This window comes from Pilosibacter sp. YYHA0881, assembly GCF_051602715.1.
GTDB lineage: Bacteria > Bacillota > Clostridia > Lachnospirales > Lachnospiraceae > Alitiscatomonas > Alitiscatomonas aceti.
The window spans coordinates 2,113,296-2,128,586 of record NZ_CP175657.1 but is presented as its reverse complement, the minus strand read 5'-3'; the positions used below and the strand labels follow the sequence as shown (position 1 = coordinate 2,128,586).

Annotated in this window: 15 protein-coding genes; 12 read left to right on the top strand and 3 right to left on the bottom strand. The window is 55.2% G+C overall.

The genetic code is table 11. The annotated features are described in order from the left end of the window. Position 1 precedes the first annotated feature (1 nt). The 4 genes from ACI6NM_RS09925 to ACI6NM_RS09910 are packed head-to-tail and all read left to right on the top strand — an operon-like array spanning position 2 to position 4,356. Entirely contained in the window at positions 2–1,786 is a 1,785-nt protein-coding gene (locus ACI6NM_RS09925) for an ABC transporter ATP-binding protein (protein ID WP_071698927.1), read from the top strand. Beyond that, complete coding sequence (locus ACI6NM_RS09920) at positions 1,787–3,535, top strand: ABC transporter ATP-binding protein (protein WP_071698928.1); 1,749 nt, start codon at positions 1,787–1,789, stop codon at positions 3,533–3,535. Between the two features lie 16 nt (positions 3,536–3,551). Beyond that, the gene (locus tag ACI6NM_RS09915) at positions 3,552–3,920 is read left to right on the top strand and encodes a metal-dependent transcriptional regulator (RefSeq protein WP_071698929.1); all 369 of its coding nucleotides are present in this window, start codon (positions 3,552–3,554) and stop codon (positions 3,918–3,920) included. Positions 3,921–3,957: 37 nt separating this feature from the next. Continuing rightward, positions 3,958–4,356, top strand: coding sequence for a winged helix-turn-helix domain-containing protein (locus tag ACI6NM_RS09910; RefSeq protein ID WP_058722710.1), 399 nt, complete (start codon positions 3,958–3,960; stop codon positions 4,354–4,356). Positions 4,357–4,515: 159 nt separating this feature from the next. Here the strand turns inward: ACI6NM_RS09910 and ACI6NM_RS09905 are convergent, their stop codons facing one another. Both ACI6NM_RS09905 and ACI6NM_RS09900 read right to left on the bottom strand, forming a co-directional pair. Next, positions 4,516–4,692 carry a helix-turn-helix domain-containing protein gene (locus ACI6NM_RS09905; protein ID WP_243260135.1) on the bottom strand — a complete coding sequence of 59 codons (177 nt, stop codon included), beginning with the start codon at positions 4,690–4,692 and terminating at the stop codon, positions 4,516–4,518. Between the two features lie 131 nt (positions 4,693–4,823). Next, positions 4,824–5,144: a helix-turn-helix domain-containing protein gene (locus tag ACI6NM_RS09900; protein WP_058722745.1), complete on the bottom strand. Its 321-nt coding sequence runs from the start codon at positions 5,142–5,144 to the stop codon at positions 4,824–4,826. A 142-nt stretch (positions 5,145–5,286) separates the two neighbouring features. On the opposite strand from ACI6NM_RS09900, the gene ACI6NM_RS09895 reads away from it, so the two are divergent. From ACI6NM_RS09895 to ACI6NM_RS09875, 5 genes are all read left to right on the top strand, one after another. Then, the gene (locus ACI6NM_RS09895) at positions 5,287–6,171 is read left to right on the top strand and encodes a hypothetical protein (RefSeq protein WP_058722711.1); all 885 of its coding nucleotides are present in this window, start codon (positions 5,287–5,289) and stop codon (positions 6,169–6,171) included. Between the two features lie 31 nt (positions 6,172–6,202). Further along, positions 6,203–6,820 carry a hypothetical protein gene (locus ACI6NM_RS09890; RefSeq protein WP_058722712.1) on the top strand — a complete coding sequence of 206 codons (618 nt, stop codon included), beginning with the start codon at positions 6,203–6,205 and terminating at the stop codon, positions 6,818–6,820. A 137-nt stretch (positions 6,821–6,957) separates the two neighbouring features. Continuing rightward, on the top strand, positions 6,958–7,581 hold the full coding sequence (locus tag ACI6NM_RS09885; RefSeq protein WP_024729813.1) for a TetR/AcrR family transcriptional regulator: 624 nt from the start codon (positions 6,958–6,960) through the stop codon (positions 7,579–7,581). An 82-nt stretch (positions 7,582–7,663) separates the two neighbouring features. Next, positions 7,664–9,406 carry an ABC transporter ATP-binding protein gene (locus tag ACI6NM_RS09880; RefSeq protein ID WP_058722713.1) on the top strand — a complete coding sequence of 581 codons (1,743 nt, stop codon included), beginning with the start codon at positions 7,664–7,666 and terminating at the stop codon, positions 9,404–9,406. Then, a complete protein-coding gene (locus ACI6NM_RS09875; protein ID WP_058722714.1) occupies positions 9,403–11,133 on the top strand; it encodes an ABC transporter ATP-binding protein in 1,731 nt (576 codons plus the stop codon). Before ACI6NM_RS09880 ends, ACI6NM_RS09875 begins: the two co-directional genes overlap by 4 nt. Before the next feature lie 158 nt (positions 11,134–11,291). Here ACI6NM_RS09875 and ACI6NM_RS09870 read toward each other — a convergent pair whose 3' ends face one another. After that, positions 11,292–12,254 carry a helix-turn-helix transcriptional regulator gene (locus ACI6NM_RS09870; protein ID WP_058722715.1) on the bottom strand — a complete coding sequence of 321 codons (963 nt, stop codon included), beginning with the start codon at positions 12,252–12,254 and terminating at the stop codon, positions 11,292–11,294. 188 nt (positions 12,255–12,442) lie between these two features. On the opposite strand from ACI6NM_RS09870, the gene ACI6NM_RS09865 reads away from it, so the two are divergent. The 3 genes from ACI6NM_RS09865 to ACI6NM_RS09855 are packed head-to-tail and all read left to right on the top strand — an operon-like array spanning position 12,443 to position 15,290. Beyond that, positions 12,443–13,054 carry an MptD family putative ECF transporter S component gene (locus ACI6NM_RS09865; RefSeq protein ID WP_058722716.1) on the top strand — a complete coding sequence of 204 codons (612 nt, stop codon included), beginning with the start codon at positions 12,443–12,445 and terminating at the stop codon, positions 13,052–13,054. Continuing rightward, entirely contained in the window at positions 13,054–13,776 is a 723-nt protein-coding gene (locus tag ACI6NM_RS09860) for an energy-coupling factor transporter transmembrane component T (protein ID WP_058722717.1), read from the top strand. The genes ACI6NM_RS09865 and ACI6NM_RS09860 overlap by 1 nt, the downstream gene beginning before the upstream one ends. Then, a complete protein-coding gene (locus ACI6NM_RS09855; protein WP_082670659.1) occupies positions 13,773–15,290 on the top strand; it encodes an ABC transporter ATP-binding protein in 1,518 nt (505 codons plus the stop codon). Before ACI6NM_RS09860 ends, ACI6NM_RS09855 begins: the two co-directional genes overlap by 4 nt. Position 15,291: the final 1 nt, after the last annotated feature.

The window sequence follows — 15,291 nt, the reverse complement described above, 5'->3', positions numbered from 1 at the left end:
CATGTTTCAAAAGGTATTTGAATACGCGGGGCCGCATAAAAAGGGCCTCTATGCGGCCACAGCGGTGGTGCTGGTCAGCGTTTTGATGGGCGTCCTGCCCTTTGTGCTGGCCTACCAGGTAATTGCTCCGCTGGTGATGGGAGCGGAACTTGACGCTTCGTTTCTTATCCTGCGGGTGGCTTTGGTGCTGGTGTGCCTGGTCTTGCAGGCTGTTCTCTATGGCTGGGGGCTCAATCTTTCGCACAAGGCCGCCTATGACACGCTGCTCCGGCTGCGGACTGCCCTGCAAAAGCGGTTTGAGAAACTGCCTCTGGGCGTGATCCAGGACAAGGGCACCGGCACGGTCAAAAAGCTGTTTGTCGATGATGTGGACAGTCTGGAGGTCCTGTTGGCCCACTCCATGCCAGAGGGAATCGCAAACCTGATGGTCCCCATCGCGGTCTATGTGGCTATGTTTTTCGTGGACTGGAAGCTGGCGCTGCTGTCTCTGGCCTCCATCCCCATCAGCCTGATCGCCATGATGACCATGTACTCGGTGGGCATGAAGAAAATGGGCCCCTACTATATGGCCGGCCAGAAGATGAACAACACCATCATTGAGTACATCAACGGCATGGAGGTCGTCAAGGTATTCAACAAGGACGCGGACTCCTATGAGCGGTTTCGCAAGGATGTTTCGGATTACCGGGATTACACCTTGGCTTGGTACAAGGCGGCATGGCCCTGGATGGCAATTTACAGCAGCCTCCTTCCCTGCACTGTGATTTTGACTCTGCCGCTGGGGGCGTGGTTTGTCTTCGCCGGCTGGTCGGCTCTGCCAGACCTGATTTTGGTGCTGTGCCTCTCCCTGAGCATCGGGATGCCGCTCCTCAAATCCCTGGGCTTCCTGCCCACCATGCCCCAGCTCAACTACAAGATTTCTGCGCTGGAGCAGGTTTTGGATGCGCCGGAGCTTCAGCAGACGCCGGACAGCTTCCACGGCAAGGATGATACCATCGTTTATGACCATGTTTCCTTTGGCTACACCAAGACACAGCCCGGCCCGGACGGAAAGCCCATGGTGGTGGAGGATGAAGTGCTCCACGACATCAGCTTTACGGCCAAGGCCGGACAGAAAACGGCCCTGGTGGGAGAGTCCGGCTCGGGCAAGAGCACTCTGGCAAAGCTGTTGATCCACTACTATGACGCGCAGAAAGGCAGCATCTCCATTGGCGGACAGAAACTGTGTGACATGAGCCTGGAGGCGCTGAACAGCCGTATTTCCTATGTAGCGCAGGATCAATACCTGTTCAACACCTCTCTGCTGGAGAATATCCGCATGGGACGGTTGAACGCTACCGATGAGGAGGTCCTGGAGGCAGCGCGAAAAGCCCAGTGTATGGAGTTTCTGGAAAAGCTGCCCCAAGGTATCCACTCCATGGCGGGGGATGCGGGCAAGATGCTCTCCGGCGGTCAGCGCCAGCGTATTTCTCTGGCCCGTGCCATCCTGAAGGACGCCCCTATTGTGGTGCTTGATGAGGCCACCGCCTACGCTGACCCCGAGAACGAGGAGAAGATGGAGGCGGCGATTGCGGAACTGGTGAAGGACAAGACTCTGGTTGTTATCGCCCATAAGCTGCCTGCTATTATGAACGCCGACCAAATCTGCGTCGTAGACCACGGCAAACTGGTTGCGGCAGGAAAGCATCAGGACCTGATCCAGTCCTGCCCGGAATATCAAAAGCTGTGGAAGGCGGCCCAGGACAGCGCCGAATGGAACATACATACCGCAAAGGAGGGGAACTAAATGTTTGCACTGTTTTCAAGGATTTTGAAACTTGCTGGTCCATATAAAGGGCGTATTCAGGGCGCTTTTGCCTGCGCGTTTGTGGAGTCGATCCTGTCTAAAATGCCGATCTTCCTGGCCTTTGTGGTGTTGAGCGGCTTTGCCGCCGGAACATTGACCGGACAGACCTGCCTCTATGTGGGTCTTGGCCTCACGGCGGCCGTGCTGGTGCAGATGCTGGTCCACTACCTCAGCGACAGCCTCCAGAGCGCGGCGGGCTACCTGATGTTTGCCGAGAAGCGCATGGAGCTGGGCGGACACCTGCGGAAACTGCCTATGGGTTACTTCACCTCCGGCAATATCGGCAAAATCAGTTCTGTCCTCAGCACCGATATGGTGTTTATTGAAGAAGTCGCCATGAGCACGCTGGGCAACATGATGAGCTATCTGCTGTCCTCCCTGGTCCTGCTGGGGTTCATGTTCTATCTGAATTGGCAGCTGGGCCTGATCGCGGCCCTTGTGACCATCCTGGCGTGGCTGGTTTCCAGAGGGATGAACAAGGTTTCCCTGCGGGAAGCCGCTGGCCGCCAGGAACAGAGCGAACGGCTGACGGACGCGGTGCTGTCCTTTGTGGAGGGCATCGGGGTCATCAAGAGCTATAACCTGCTGGGTGAGAAATCGGAAGAACTGACCGGCAATTTCAAGCGGTCCAGAAATACATCCCTCGCCTTTGAACGGAAGATGACCCCGTGGACCATGGGGTTGAATGTCCTTTATGGAATCGGGATTGCCGCGATTTTTGGCCTGTCGGTCTTTCTGGAGCGGAGCGGTGTCCTTTCTCTGGCCTATGTGCTGGGCGTCCTCCTGTTCGTCTTTGACCTGTTCGGGCCGCTCAAGGCGCTTTATGGCGAGGCGTCCCGCCTGACTGTGATGAACGCCGCCCTGGACCGCATTGAGGCTGTATTGGATGAGCCGGAGCTCCCGGACACAGGGAAACAGCATATCCCGGCTCAAGCGCAGCCAGGCCAGCCGGAGGTGCAGTTCAATGATGTAGCCTTTGCCTACCAGGACAAAGAGGTGCTGCACCACATCAGCTTCTCGATGTTCCCCAATAGCATGACCGCTCTCGTGGGCCCCTCCGGCGGCGGGAAGTCCACCATCGCCAATCTGCTGGCCCGGCTGTGGGATGTGAAAAGCGGCAGTGTTGCCATCCGGGGCGTGGACACCCGACAAGTCCCCCTCGCGGAGCTAATGGATCACATCAGCATGGTATTCCAGCGCGTGTATCTCTTCCAGGACACGATCTATAACAACATCAGTATGGGCAAGCCAAACGCCACCGAGGAGGAGGTCTATGAGGCGGCGAGGAAAGCCCGCTGCTACGATTTCATCATGGCTCTGCCTGACGGATTTCAGACTGTGGTGGGAGAGGGCGGCGCAACCCTCTCCGGCGGTGAGAAACAGCGTATCTCCATCGCCCGCTGTATTCTGAAAGACGCTCCTATTGTAATTTTGGACGAGGCGACCGCCAGCGTGGACACTGACAATGAGAGCTATATTCAGGAGGCTATCTCCGAACTGGTAAAGGGTAAGACCCTGCTGGTCATTGCCCACCGTTTGAATACCATCCAGAACGCCGACCAGATTTTGGTCATCAGTGACGGACATATCTCGCAGCATGGCACCCATGAGGAATTGATGGAACAACCCGGTATTTATCAGGATTTCGTCCGTATCCGTATGAACTCTGCCGGTTGGAGCCTGTCTTGATGGAGAGGAGCTCCCCATGAAACAATTACACGCATCTGGCGAAGATTATCTGGAAGCAATCCTTGTCTTAAAGAGGAAGAAAGGCATGGTGCGCTCCGTAGATGTGGCCCGGCACCTTGATGTATCGAAACCCAGCGTGTGTCATGCGGTAGCCACCTTGAAAGAGGGCGGGTTTCTCACCATGGACGAAGACTCTTTCCTGCACCTGACCGATGTGGGCCGAGAGGTTGCCGAAAGAACTTATGAGAAGCACTGCTTTTTCATCCGTCTGCTGGTGGATGCAGGTGTAGAGCCAAAGACTGCCGAGCAGGATGCCTGCCGCATGGAGCACGCAATCAGCGATGACAGTTTTCAAAAAATTAAATCAGGGCTAAAGGACAAGTAAAAGTGGTCTGGCAGTCGAGGTTATCGGAGGTGATGTAGTGGGAAAACTGTTCATATTATCAGTCGAAGAAGATGATCTTGAAACCGCAGAGAAAATCATGGCCTTCATAGAGTCAACAGAACTGGTCATGTGTACGGATCTTTCCTCTGCCCCTCTGCGCTATAAGGCTTTATGTATCGACGCTGCGTGCCGTCAAGTGTTTTGGCAGGGCAAATTCATAGAGCTGACTCCTATGGAGTTCGATGTGTTTCATTTGCTTGCCCGGCGGCCCGGACGGGTATTTTCAAAAAGGGAGATCTATGAGTTCGCCGCCCCTGATTCGTTTGACAGCAGTTGGACGGGGATTTCCAGCATCATTTACAAGCTGCGCCATAAGCTGAACGCTGACTTTATCCAAACCGTGTATGGGAAGGGCTATAAATTCTTGCCACCGTAACACTGTTGACCATTAAAGACAAGACAATAGAAAGGCCGAATTTTAGGTAAGTAATACTTTATACATGGAGTAAATCGACAAGATTAGAGTAACGCCAGCCAGCAAGCAGATATAAAAAACGACGCTTTGGTGTGAGCAGTAATGCCCTCAAAGCGTCGTTTATATTTTGTCTGGAATGTGGCGAAGAACATCTTCTACCCTGCAAGAAAGAATGTTGCAAAGGTCATTCAGTGTTGCGGTTGAGATATTCCGGTTTTGTTTCAAAGAATCCAATGTCCCCTTGCTGAAGGAATAATCCTTTATTAAAGAATAGGTCGTAATTCCTTTTCGACGCATGGTATCCCAGAGCGGATCGTAAGTAATAATAGAGACCACCCCTTTGTGATTCCTATTATATTTGACATGTTGCATCTTGAATATTCCCGGTATGTCGGGTATAATATCTTAATTACATGATTTCATGTCCATCAATTTTTCTCATTCAAGCGCCTGACCATCAGCAGAACAGCTTCTAAATCCTGATCGTTCATCGACTTGATGCCATCTATAATCTCCTGAACTAAAATTGGATTTCGGTATTCTGTTTCCTCATCGAAAAACAAACGGGGCGTGATACCGAGCGTGTCAATCAAATAGAGCAGTTCTTTCACAGATGGCTGGGAATACCCCGTTACAATGTTATGAATATAGTTCTTGCTATGCCCTAAATCATAGCTTAACTGATACTCGGAAATCCCCTTTTTTACCCGTAACTCTGTAATACGGTTTCTAATAAAGTCCATCTCCATATACGATTCCTCCACCACCATTTCCCTCATGGTACACTTTTGTGGTGTGACATTAGGGTGCGCGTGGTGTGCTTTTTTATGCAATAGCACTTTAATGGTGTTATAATTGAGTAAAACGCCACACGGGAAAAGAGAGAAACGCATGGATCGAGAAAGAGAATCACCCCCGGAGAGGCTGCCGTTCTGTTTAGACGACACAGTTGGTGGAATAGTAAGGGCATGTCAGGAGTGCCCCGGCGTCTACTATATCGCGGCCCGGAAACAGGACGGCAGGTTTTTAGCGGACGAATACTATGTGGTGGAACGCTCCTCGCCAGCCATATCAAAAGAGGCTATGGCATACGGAAGAATGTCGGAAGAGGACTCCCGTGTGCTGCTCTATCCGTTTGCGGAGGAACGACATGGGTATAAAATTATTGAGTATGAGATCTATCGGTATCAGGTCCGGCACGGAATGTACGCAGACGGACAAACCTCGCTTCGTGATGTTGCTTTTTTCAATATGGAGTATCATCCGGAATACTTTGGGCCCTACCCGGCGCCCCTTGCCACGCCGCGGGGCCGTACTGCACGCTACAAGCCGCTGATGAACGGCGTCTTCTGGATCGAAACAGGTACAGGAGAGGAAGTCCTCGCTGTCTGCTATCCTATTTGGAACTGCGACTTCTCGGAAACCGTATTGAAGCAATCGGAGCAGTCCGAAGAGGATGTACGGGAAGGAATTGACAATACCTTGGGGTATCTGTTCTTTTCCAAGCGGGCCAGCAGTCTCGCCTTGTTTGAACTATGGGGGCAGTACGAGGAGTTAAGGACTGGCGGCCTAATCAACTACCCCGCATTGATGAACTATATCTGGGCCTATTTTCCGGAGTACGCCGCCACATACAATATGCAGAATCAGCTGGGGATGCACGATACCTTCGGCCTGTTGATGAGCGCACTGGGGACGGAGGTGGAATTGCAGAACAACCCAAATGAAGTAATTGCAATGTCAACGGCCGCCGGGCTTGATTTCCTGAATTTTTAATTGGGCTAAAAATGACAGATCAGGTGGAACAATGGACTGGGATCAAAATGAAGAGCTGGTAGAACAAATCCTTCGTACCGGCATGTACGCAAAGCTGTATGATGAAGAAACAACATACGGGTACCTGACCTATTTAACCTACCGGGTGGAGGACACGCTGTTCACTTGGAAAAAGAAAAGCGATGTGGACGGGTTTTGGGCCGACCTCACATGGGAGGAATATATCTCCTTTTTGCGGCGAGAAAAAACATTGCTCCTGGCAGCTCAAAGGGTGCTGTTCAACACTGTGATGGCTTTCCCGGCCTCCGCATTTGACTTTACATTGTCAGAGGCAGAAGTGGACTTTCCCGTAGCGCGTTATGACAGCGCCGGGATGCTCCATATGGCAAAGCTCTATTCCTTCGAGAACTGTATCTCAATCGTAGAGTTTCTGATGTTCCGAGCAGAGAGGGCGTATTATCCGCTGTGGAAGAAACAGCGGGGACCCCACTACACATGGGAGCTTTATATCGTGGAACTGCTTCACAGCCGAAGGGAATTTGTAGACCCACTATCGAGGGCCTTCCGCAACGCGCTGGTTCAACTGGACTTTCTCCCGGCGTGGCAGATGATCTATCCGACTATTCAAGAGGATGCAGAAATAGAATAACATGAAAAGACCCCGCAGATTCGGTCTGCGGGGTCTTTCGCTCTCTTATTCTGAGCTCCCCTCTTGACAAATGAAAACCGTAGTGCTATATTCAAAACAGCGTTATAAAACATTGTTTTGAATGAGGAGGAATGGCAGTGGCAAAACAAAAGGTGGGCGTCTATGACCGGGTGCTGGAGTGCGCCAAGGAGGAGTTTTTGTCCAGGGGATTTCTGGACGCTTCCTTGCGTACCATCGCCCAGGAAGCGGAGACCAGCACCGGGTCAATCTACACCCGCTTTGGGGACAAAGAGGGGCTGTTCCGCGCCCTCGCGGAGCCGGTGGTGGATGAATTTAAGGCCATGTTCCGCAAGGTCCAGGAGGACTTTCACCAATTCCCGGAGGAGGAGCAGAGGGCCGAGATGGGCCAGTACACTGCCCGCCATCAGGAAGACCTGTTGGACTACATCTACGACCACTTTGATGTATTCCGCCTGCTGCTGGACGGGGCCCATGGTACCCGGTTTTCGCGCTTCCTGGACGAACTGGTGGACATCGAGGTGGAGTACACCTACAAGTACATGGAGGTCATCGGTTGCGAGAGCGTCAAATCCGGCCTGGTGACGGAGGAGTTCATCCATATCATCGTCACCGCCTACTTCAACGGCATGTTCGAGGTGGTGCGGCACAACATGGACCGCGCCGCCGCCCACCGCTATGTCAAGATGCTCAACCGCTACCACATGGCAGGTTTCGGCACCGTGTTTGACCCTCAGCCCTGACAAAAGAGGCTGTGCCCTTGGGTGCAGCCCTCCTGTTTGCACAAAAGTTAGCAATTACTAACCAAAAGGAGGAATTTATATCATGAAACAACAAAGCCCCATGCTCCGTTTGTGGGAGCTGGGAGAGGGACAGCAGGGCGGCCTGAAGCGGGCGGTCCTGTCCGCTGTGGTGGGGGTACTGTTTGGGATGCTCCCTTACTTCGCCGCGGCGCAGATCACCCTGGGCCTGCTGAAAGGGGAGCAGAGTATGCAATACTACCTGATATGGTGTGTTGTGGCGCTCGTGGGCTTCCTGCTCCGGGCCACCCTGTATTCCCTGGCCCTGTCCCAATCCCACAAGGCCACCTTTGCCATCCTGAAATCCATCCGGGAGCGGGTGCTGGAGAAGCTGCCAAAGATGCCTCTGGGTACGATTCTGGACACCTCCAGCGGCCAGATGAAGCAGATCATTGTGGACCAGGTGGAGAGCATGGAACGGCCCCTGGCCCATCTTCTGCCGGAGATGACCGCCAATGTGCTGGGGCCAGTGTGCATCCTGATCTACCTGTTCGTACTGGACTGGCGGATGGCCCTTTTAAGCATGGTGTCCATCCCGGTGGGCATGGCTTTCATGATGGCGGTGATGGCTGGCTACGGCAAGCAGTATGAGGGCTCGGTCAAGACCACCCAGGCCATGAACAGCGCCATTGTGGAGTACATCGGCGGCATTGAGGTCATCAAGGCGTTCAACCAGGGCAAGCAGTCCTATGCCCGCTTCTCCGACAGCGTAAAGGCCAACGCCTCCTACTTCTACCACTGGATGAAGAGCTGCCAGATGCCGGTCTCTCTGGCCCGTGCCATCTCACCTACCACCATGATTACTATTCTGCCGGTGGGCTGGCTTCTCTACACCGGAGGGAGTCTGCCCATCGAGACCTTTATCACCACCATCGTCCTGTCCCTGGGCATTGCCGGGCCTCTGCTGGCCGCTATGGACTTTGTGGACAGCCTTGCCAAAGTGGGCACCATCGTGGGCTCGGTGGACGCCATCCTGAACGGGGCGGAGCAGGATCACGGGGAAGCGTCGGTGGAGTTCCGGGGCCGGGACATCAAGCTCTCCCATGTGTCTTTCGGCTACCACGCGGACAAGGAGGTGCTCCACGATGTGTCCCTCACCATTCCCGCCGGGAGCATGACCGCCTTTGTGGGGCCCTCTGGCTCGGGCAAGTCCACCATCGCCAAGCTGATCGCCGGCTTTTGGGATGTAACCTCCGGCTCCATCACCTTGGGCGGACAAGACTTGAAGCGGGTCCCACTGAAGCAGCTCTATGACCAGGTGGCCTTTGTCTCCCAGGACAACTACCTCTTTGACGAGAGCATCCGGGAAAATATCCGCATGGGTCGCCCGGCGGCCACCGACGCCGAGGTGGAGGCCGTGGCAAAGGCCGCCGGGTGCGACGCCTTTATCCGGGGCCTGGAACGCGGCTACGACACCGTGGTGGGCGGAGGCGGCGCCCATCTGTCCGGCGGCGAACGCCAGCGCATCGCCATCGCCCGGGCCATGCTCAAAGACGCGCCCATTGTGGTGCTGGACGAGGCGACCGCCTACATAGACCCCGAGAACGAAGCTGTTGTTCAGCAGGCCGTGGGTAAGCTGGTGGCGGGAAAGACCGTTCTGGTCATCGCCCACCGCCTCAGCACCATCACGGGAGCGGATCAGATCGTGGTAGTCAATGGCGGCCGCATCCAGGATGCGGGCACCCACGAAGAACTTTTGAAAAACTGCCCGCTGTATCAAGAGATGTGGCGGGCTCACATGGGCGCAAAGGAGGGAGAGCAGGCATGATCGGCGTTCTGAAAAAAATCTGGCACTTTGCCGGCGAGGAACAGGGCAATATCCGAAAGTCCATGATTTTAGGCTTCTTTTACGCGGTGTTCCACATGTTCCAGATCGCGGCCATCTATGTGGTGGTGCTGGCCCTGGTGGGCGGCTCCACAGACCCCGCCCCGGCATGGCAGGCGCTGGGGCTTCTGCTGGCCAGCATTCTGGGCCGGGCGGTCCTCAACCGCTTCAGCCAGCTCCAACAGACCCACGCCGGCTACTTCATGGTGGCGAATAAGCGTATCTCCATCGGCGACAAACTCAAGCGGGTCCCCATGGGCTATTTCAACGACCAGAGTTTGGGGGAGCTCACCGGCATCACCACCACCGTTCTGGACGAGGTGGAGAGCACCGGCCCTATGGTACTGGTTGGTATCCTGGGCGGCCTGATCAATTCTGCCGTCATGCTGCTGTGCATCCTGTTCTGGGACTGGCGGATCGGTCTGCTGGCCCTGGCGGGGATGCTGGTGTATCTGGCCCTTCTCTCCGGAATGGAGAAACAGTCCGCCAAAATCGCCCCCAAGCGCCAGCGGGACGAGGCCCGGCTGGTGGAGGCGGTGCTGGAACAGCTCCAGGGCATGAGCGTCATCAAGTCCTTTAACCTGACCGGAAAGGGTGACAAGCGGGTGCGGCAGGCTCTGGAGGACAGCCGGGCGAACAATCTGGCGGTAGAGAAGCTGTTCACTCCCTATATCTGGGGCCAGGAGATGGTTCTCCACCTGTTCAGCGTTCTGATCCTGGCCGCGTCGGTGGGGCTGTGCCTGACAGGAGCCATGTCCCTCGCCAATGCGCTGATGGCGGTCATCGTCTCCTTCCTGATTTTCTCCCAGATCCAGTCCGCGGGCAGCGGCGTGTCCGCCCTGCGTCTGGTGGGCAGCTCCATCGACCATGCAAACCAGGTGGACGACATCCCGGAGATGGATCAGCGCGGCACGGTAATCCGTCCAGAGGACCACGAGATTGTATTCGACCATGTGAACTTCTCCTATGGAAGTCGCCCCATCCTCAAGGATGTGTCTCTGACCATCCCAGATCGAACGACCACCGCCATTGTAGGGCCCTCCGGCTCGGGCAAGACCACTCTCTGCAACCTGATCGCCCGGTTTTGGGATGTGGACGGCGGCCGTGTGACCATCGGCGGCCGGGATGTGCGGGAGTACACACTGGAATCCCTCATGGAGCAGGTGAGCATGGTGTTCCAGCGGGTGTACCTCTTTGCCGACACGGTGGAGAACAATATCAAGTTCGGCTGCCCGGACGCTACCCATGAGCAGGTGGTGGAGGTTGCAAAAAAGGCGTGCTGCCACGACTTTATCTCCGCCCTGCCGGATGGATATAATACGGTAATTGGCGAGGGAGGAGCCACGCTCTCTGGCGGAGAGAAGCAGCGCATCTCCATCGCCCGGTGTCTCTTGAAGGACGCGCCCATCGTCATCTTCGACGAGGCCACGGCCAATGTGGACCCCGAGAATGAGGATCAGCTCCAAAGGGCTATGGAAGCCCTGACGAGGGAGAAGACCGTGCTGATGATCGCCCACCGGCTCAAGACCGTGCGGGGTGCGGATCAGATTCTGGTGCTGGACCAGGGCAGCGTCGTCCAAAAGGGTACCCACGACGAACTGATCCAGCAGGCGGGCATCTACCGGGATTTCGTGTCCGAGCGCACGGAGTCCAGCCGATGGACACTTTGATTGATCGCAAAAGACAAAACTGCAGTACAGATATTTGCACTGTGATTTTTGGGTGGCTATGGCATTTGCAGCAAAAAAATCGCCATGCGCAGATATGGGGAACGCTATAAAGAAAGCGTGCAGTTCCAAAACTAAAGTGGAGCTGCACGCTTTCTATTCTACTTCTTTCCTACCTTCCTAAACTCTCCCGGTAACAGTCCAGTGCTCTTTCGGAACAGCTCCGCAAAGCGGCTGGAGGTAGAATAGCCCACAGTCTGCGCAATCTGTCCAATGGACAAATCAGTATTGGTGAGAAGGTACTCCGCCTGGCTCATGCGGCGCTGCTGGATGTACTCGGTGATGGTGCAGTCGTAGACCTTCTTGAAACTGCTCTTGAGTTTTGTTGTCCCCATGCAGGCAATCTGGGTCAGACGCTCCATGGGAACTTCCGCGGCGTAATGGTCGCTCAGGTAGGTAGCGACTGTCTGAATATTCTCAATATCCTGGGTTGCCAGCCGCCCAGTGGCCGCCGGACGCTTTTTCTGATACTCCACCACCAGCGACAACGCTTCGGCTACCTTGCTCTCATAAAACAGTTTGGCGGCGATCCCATCTCCGCGGTAATTTTGAAGCTCTGTAAGGAGCCTGGACATTTCCGGGAAGTCTGTTGTCTGGTCGATCTTTCGGAATGCCTCCACCGGGTTGTGGTATTCGTCCGGATACTGCTTTTTGAGATAATCCTCATAGTAGGCGGGCATGATCTCAACGCCGATGGAGCGAATGGGAATATTTTTGTGGATCAGCACCCGGTAGGGCGAATAGCCACCGATATAGGTTTTGATACACCCGGCGGACAGCCGGCGGTACGGAGCCAATTCCTCGCCGGAGATGGAATCATAGCGGGTGATGCTCAAACACTCTGGCAGGGAGAATTCCAGCAGAGAGTCCTCGTGAAAGGAAAAGTTATGGATCTTGATGTCGTACAGATCCTTTTGCCCGTAGGTCCAGTAGGACCCCTCTCCGATTTCGGGCGATAACTTCCACGAGATACCTAAAGAACCATACTGCTGATTATCCGGGTCGGGAATAAAACCGTGCCCTTTCAACAGCGGCGCATAGTATTGCTCAATGATTTCGGGCATGACAAAAGACTCGCCTCCTCTTTACAACGATTGGACGAACTTTTGAAACGAAAAGACGAACCTCGTTTCAAATCATTGAAAGCCGCCCCAATCGAGTGTATGTTATAGGTGACGGTTAGCGAACTCTAACCAAAGAGTAGCATATCACAAAGAAAAAGTCAACATGACGCAAAAACAGGAGGAGCAAAATGAGTAATCAAGTCAATTCACTGAAGAAGGGCCTTACGGTCAAGGATCTTGTGACAACGGGTATTTTCAGTGCCATCTTTTTTGTGTTTACCCTGGTCGGCGGACTTCCGTTCGCCCCGAATCCAGTCCTGACCTTCTATATGCCGATGGGGGCGGCGCTGCTGTGCGGCCCTATTTATCTGCTGATGGTGGCTAAAGTGCAGAAGCGGTGGAGCGTCACAATCCTCGGCATCATCATGGGGATCATCTGGTTTGCCACCGGAATGCACTGGGCGTTTTCCCTGGGCTATATCGGGATGGGACTCATTGCGGACTTGGTAGCCGGCGCCGGTCACTACCGCAACAAGGCCATCAATCTGCTGTCCTATATGCTGATTTCCCTGGGAGGCATCTATACTTATGTGGTATTCTTTCTTGACCCGGACGGCTGGGCCAGCACCATGCTGAACAATGGCACGGAACAGTCCTACATCGACACCATGAACGCCTCCGCACCCTCCTGGCTCCTCGTGGTCATCATCGCCGGCACATTGACGGTGGCGGCTCTCAGCGGCTGGGTCGGCGGCAAGATGCTGAAAAAGCAGTTTGAAAAGGCTGGGATCACCGCATGATGGGCGGAGCGTCATCCCGGCGCGGGCTGTGGCTGGACCCCAGGACGAAGATATTGCTGCTGCTGTTCTGCATCCTTTCCGCTATGATGGCCCCGTCCCTATTCTACGAACTGGGCCTTGTGGTGCTGATCGGGCTGCTCGGCGTCTGCTTCGGGAAGTGGAAATATGCCTGGAAGGGTGTACTGTTCTATGCGCTGATTGTCCTGCTCACCCTCTGGATCATGGACACCATGACGGGCACTTGGCGCACCATGTTTATCGCCTTTTTGGGGCTGTTCCATAAGGTCTATCCCTGTGGGATGCTGTCCGGCATTGTCCTCTCTACCACGAAGGTCAGCGAATTCTTATCCGCCATGAACCGCATCCACGCACCGAAAAAGCTGGTGATCCCGCTGGCTGTCATGCTCCGCTATGTCCCCACCATCCAGGAGGACTGGCGGTTTATCAAGGACGCCATGCGGATGCGGGATGTGTCGCCGTCTCCCAAGGGACTGCTGACGCACCCGGCCATGACGGTGGAGTGCATTTATGTCCCGCTGATGATGGCGGCATCCAAGGCGGCGGATGAGTTGTCCATCGCCTCCATTACCCGCGGGATCGAAAACCCGAAGCCCCGGACCTGTCTGGTGCAGATTCACATAGGACCCGCGGATCTTCTGGCGGGCGTCTGCTTCGCGGCGTACCTCGCTGTGGGGCTGTACTGGAAGGGGGTGTTCGGATGATTGAACTGAAGCATGTGTCGTTTGCCTACCAGGGCCAGGAGCATGACGGCCTGCACGACATCAATCTGACGATTGCGGATGGAGAGTGCGTCCTGTTCTGCGGCCGGAGCGGATGCGGCAAGACCACCATCACAAGGCTGGTCAACGGCCTGATCCCACAATTCTATGCGGGAGAATTGACGGGCAGCGTACTGGTGGATGGACAGGAGATCAGCAAGCTGCCCATGTACCAGATCGCCGCTAAAGTCGGCTCTGTGTTCCAAAACCCCAGGACGCAGTTTTTCAATGTGGACACGGACAGCGAAATCGCCTTTGGGATTGAAAACGAGGCCCGGCCGCCCGTGGAGTTGGCGGAGCGGGTGGAGCAGGCCACCGACGACCTGCATATCAGTCCGCTCCGAAACCGCAATATCTTTGAATTGTCCGGGGGCGAAAAGCAGAAGATCGCCTTCGCTTCGGTCTATGCCATGAATCCAGAGATTTACCTGCTGGATGAGCCGTCCTCCAATCTGGATATGACATCTATCCAGGAGTTAAAAGGCCATTTGCGGCTGCTTCAAAAGCAGGGCAAGACCATCCTGATCGCGGAGCACCGGCTCTATTATCTGATGGATCTGGCGGACCGGATCGTGTACTTGGAGCAGGGCCGGATCGAGAAGGTTTTTACGCCGGAAGAGTTCCGCGGATTACCAAGGGAGGCCCGGGAACGCATGGGATTGCGGGCGGCGGACTTGGCGGAGGTGCGGCCTCCGCAAGTCCACTCGCCGGCATCTTCCCCTGTCCTGGAGCTTCGGAATGTCACGCTCCGGTATAAAAAGCGGACGATCCTGCACCGCATCAGCCTTGCCGCCGCAAAGGGTGAGGTAATCGGCGTGGTGGGCCACAATGGGGCCGGGAAAACGACCTTTTCCCGCGCCCTGTGCGGGCTCCACAAGGACTGCGAGGGGCAGTTTCTGTGGGATGGACAGGCGATGGAGCGGAAGAACAGGCTGAAACGCTCCTACATGGTGATGCAGGATGTGAACTACGAATTATTTGCCGAGAGTGTGGAGGCGGAGTGCTCTTTCGGCATCCGCAATCCGGACTTGACCTTGGCCGCCTCGACTCTGGAGGAATTGGGGCTGGCTCCCTATCGGGAGCGCCACCCCAATACGCTGTCCGGCGGGCAGAAGCAGCGGGTGGCCGTAGCGGTCAGCATGATCTGCGGAAAAGACCTGCTGGTGTTTGACGAGCCCACCAGCGGCCTGGACTTTGACAGCATGACCCAGGTGGCGGGGCTGATCCGGCGGCTGTCTGAACTGGGAAAGGTCATTTTCATTGTCACCCATGATTTTGAATTTGTCTGCCGCACCTGCTCCCGTGTTCTGCATTTTGACGAGGGCGAGATGCCCGATGATATACCCGTTGTGATGGACGCCCTCCCGAAGCTGAGAGAGCTGTTCTCTGTCAAGGTGAATGGCTCCGAAGGAGACAGAGAAGGTGGCCTGGGCCATTCAGATGGAAAGGAGAGGTAGT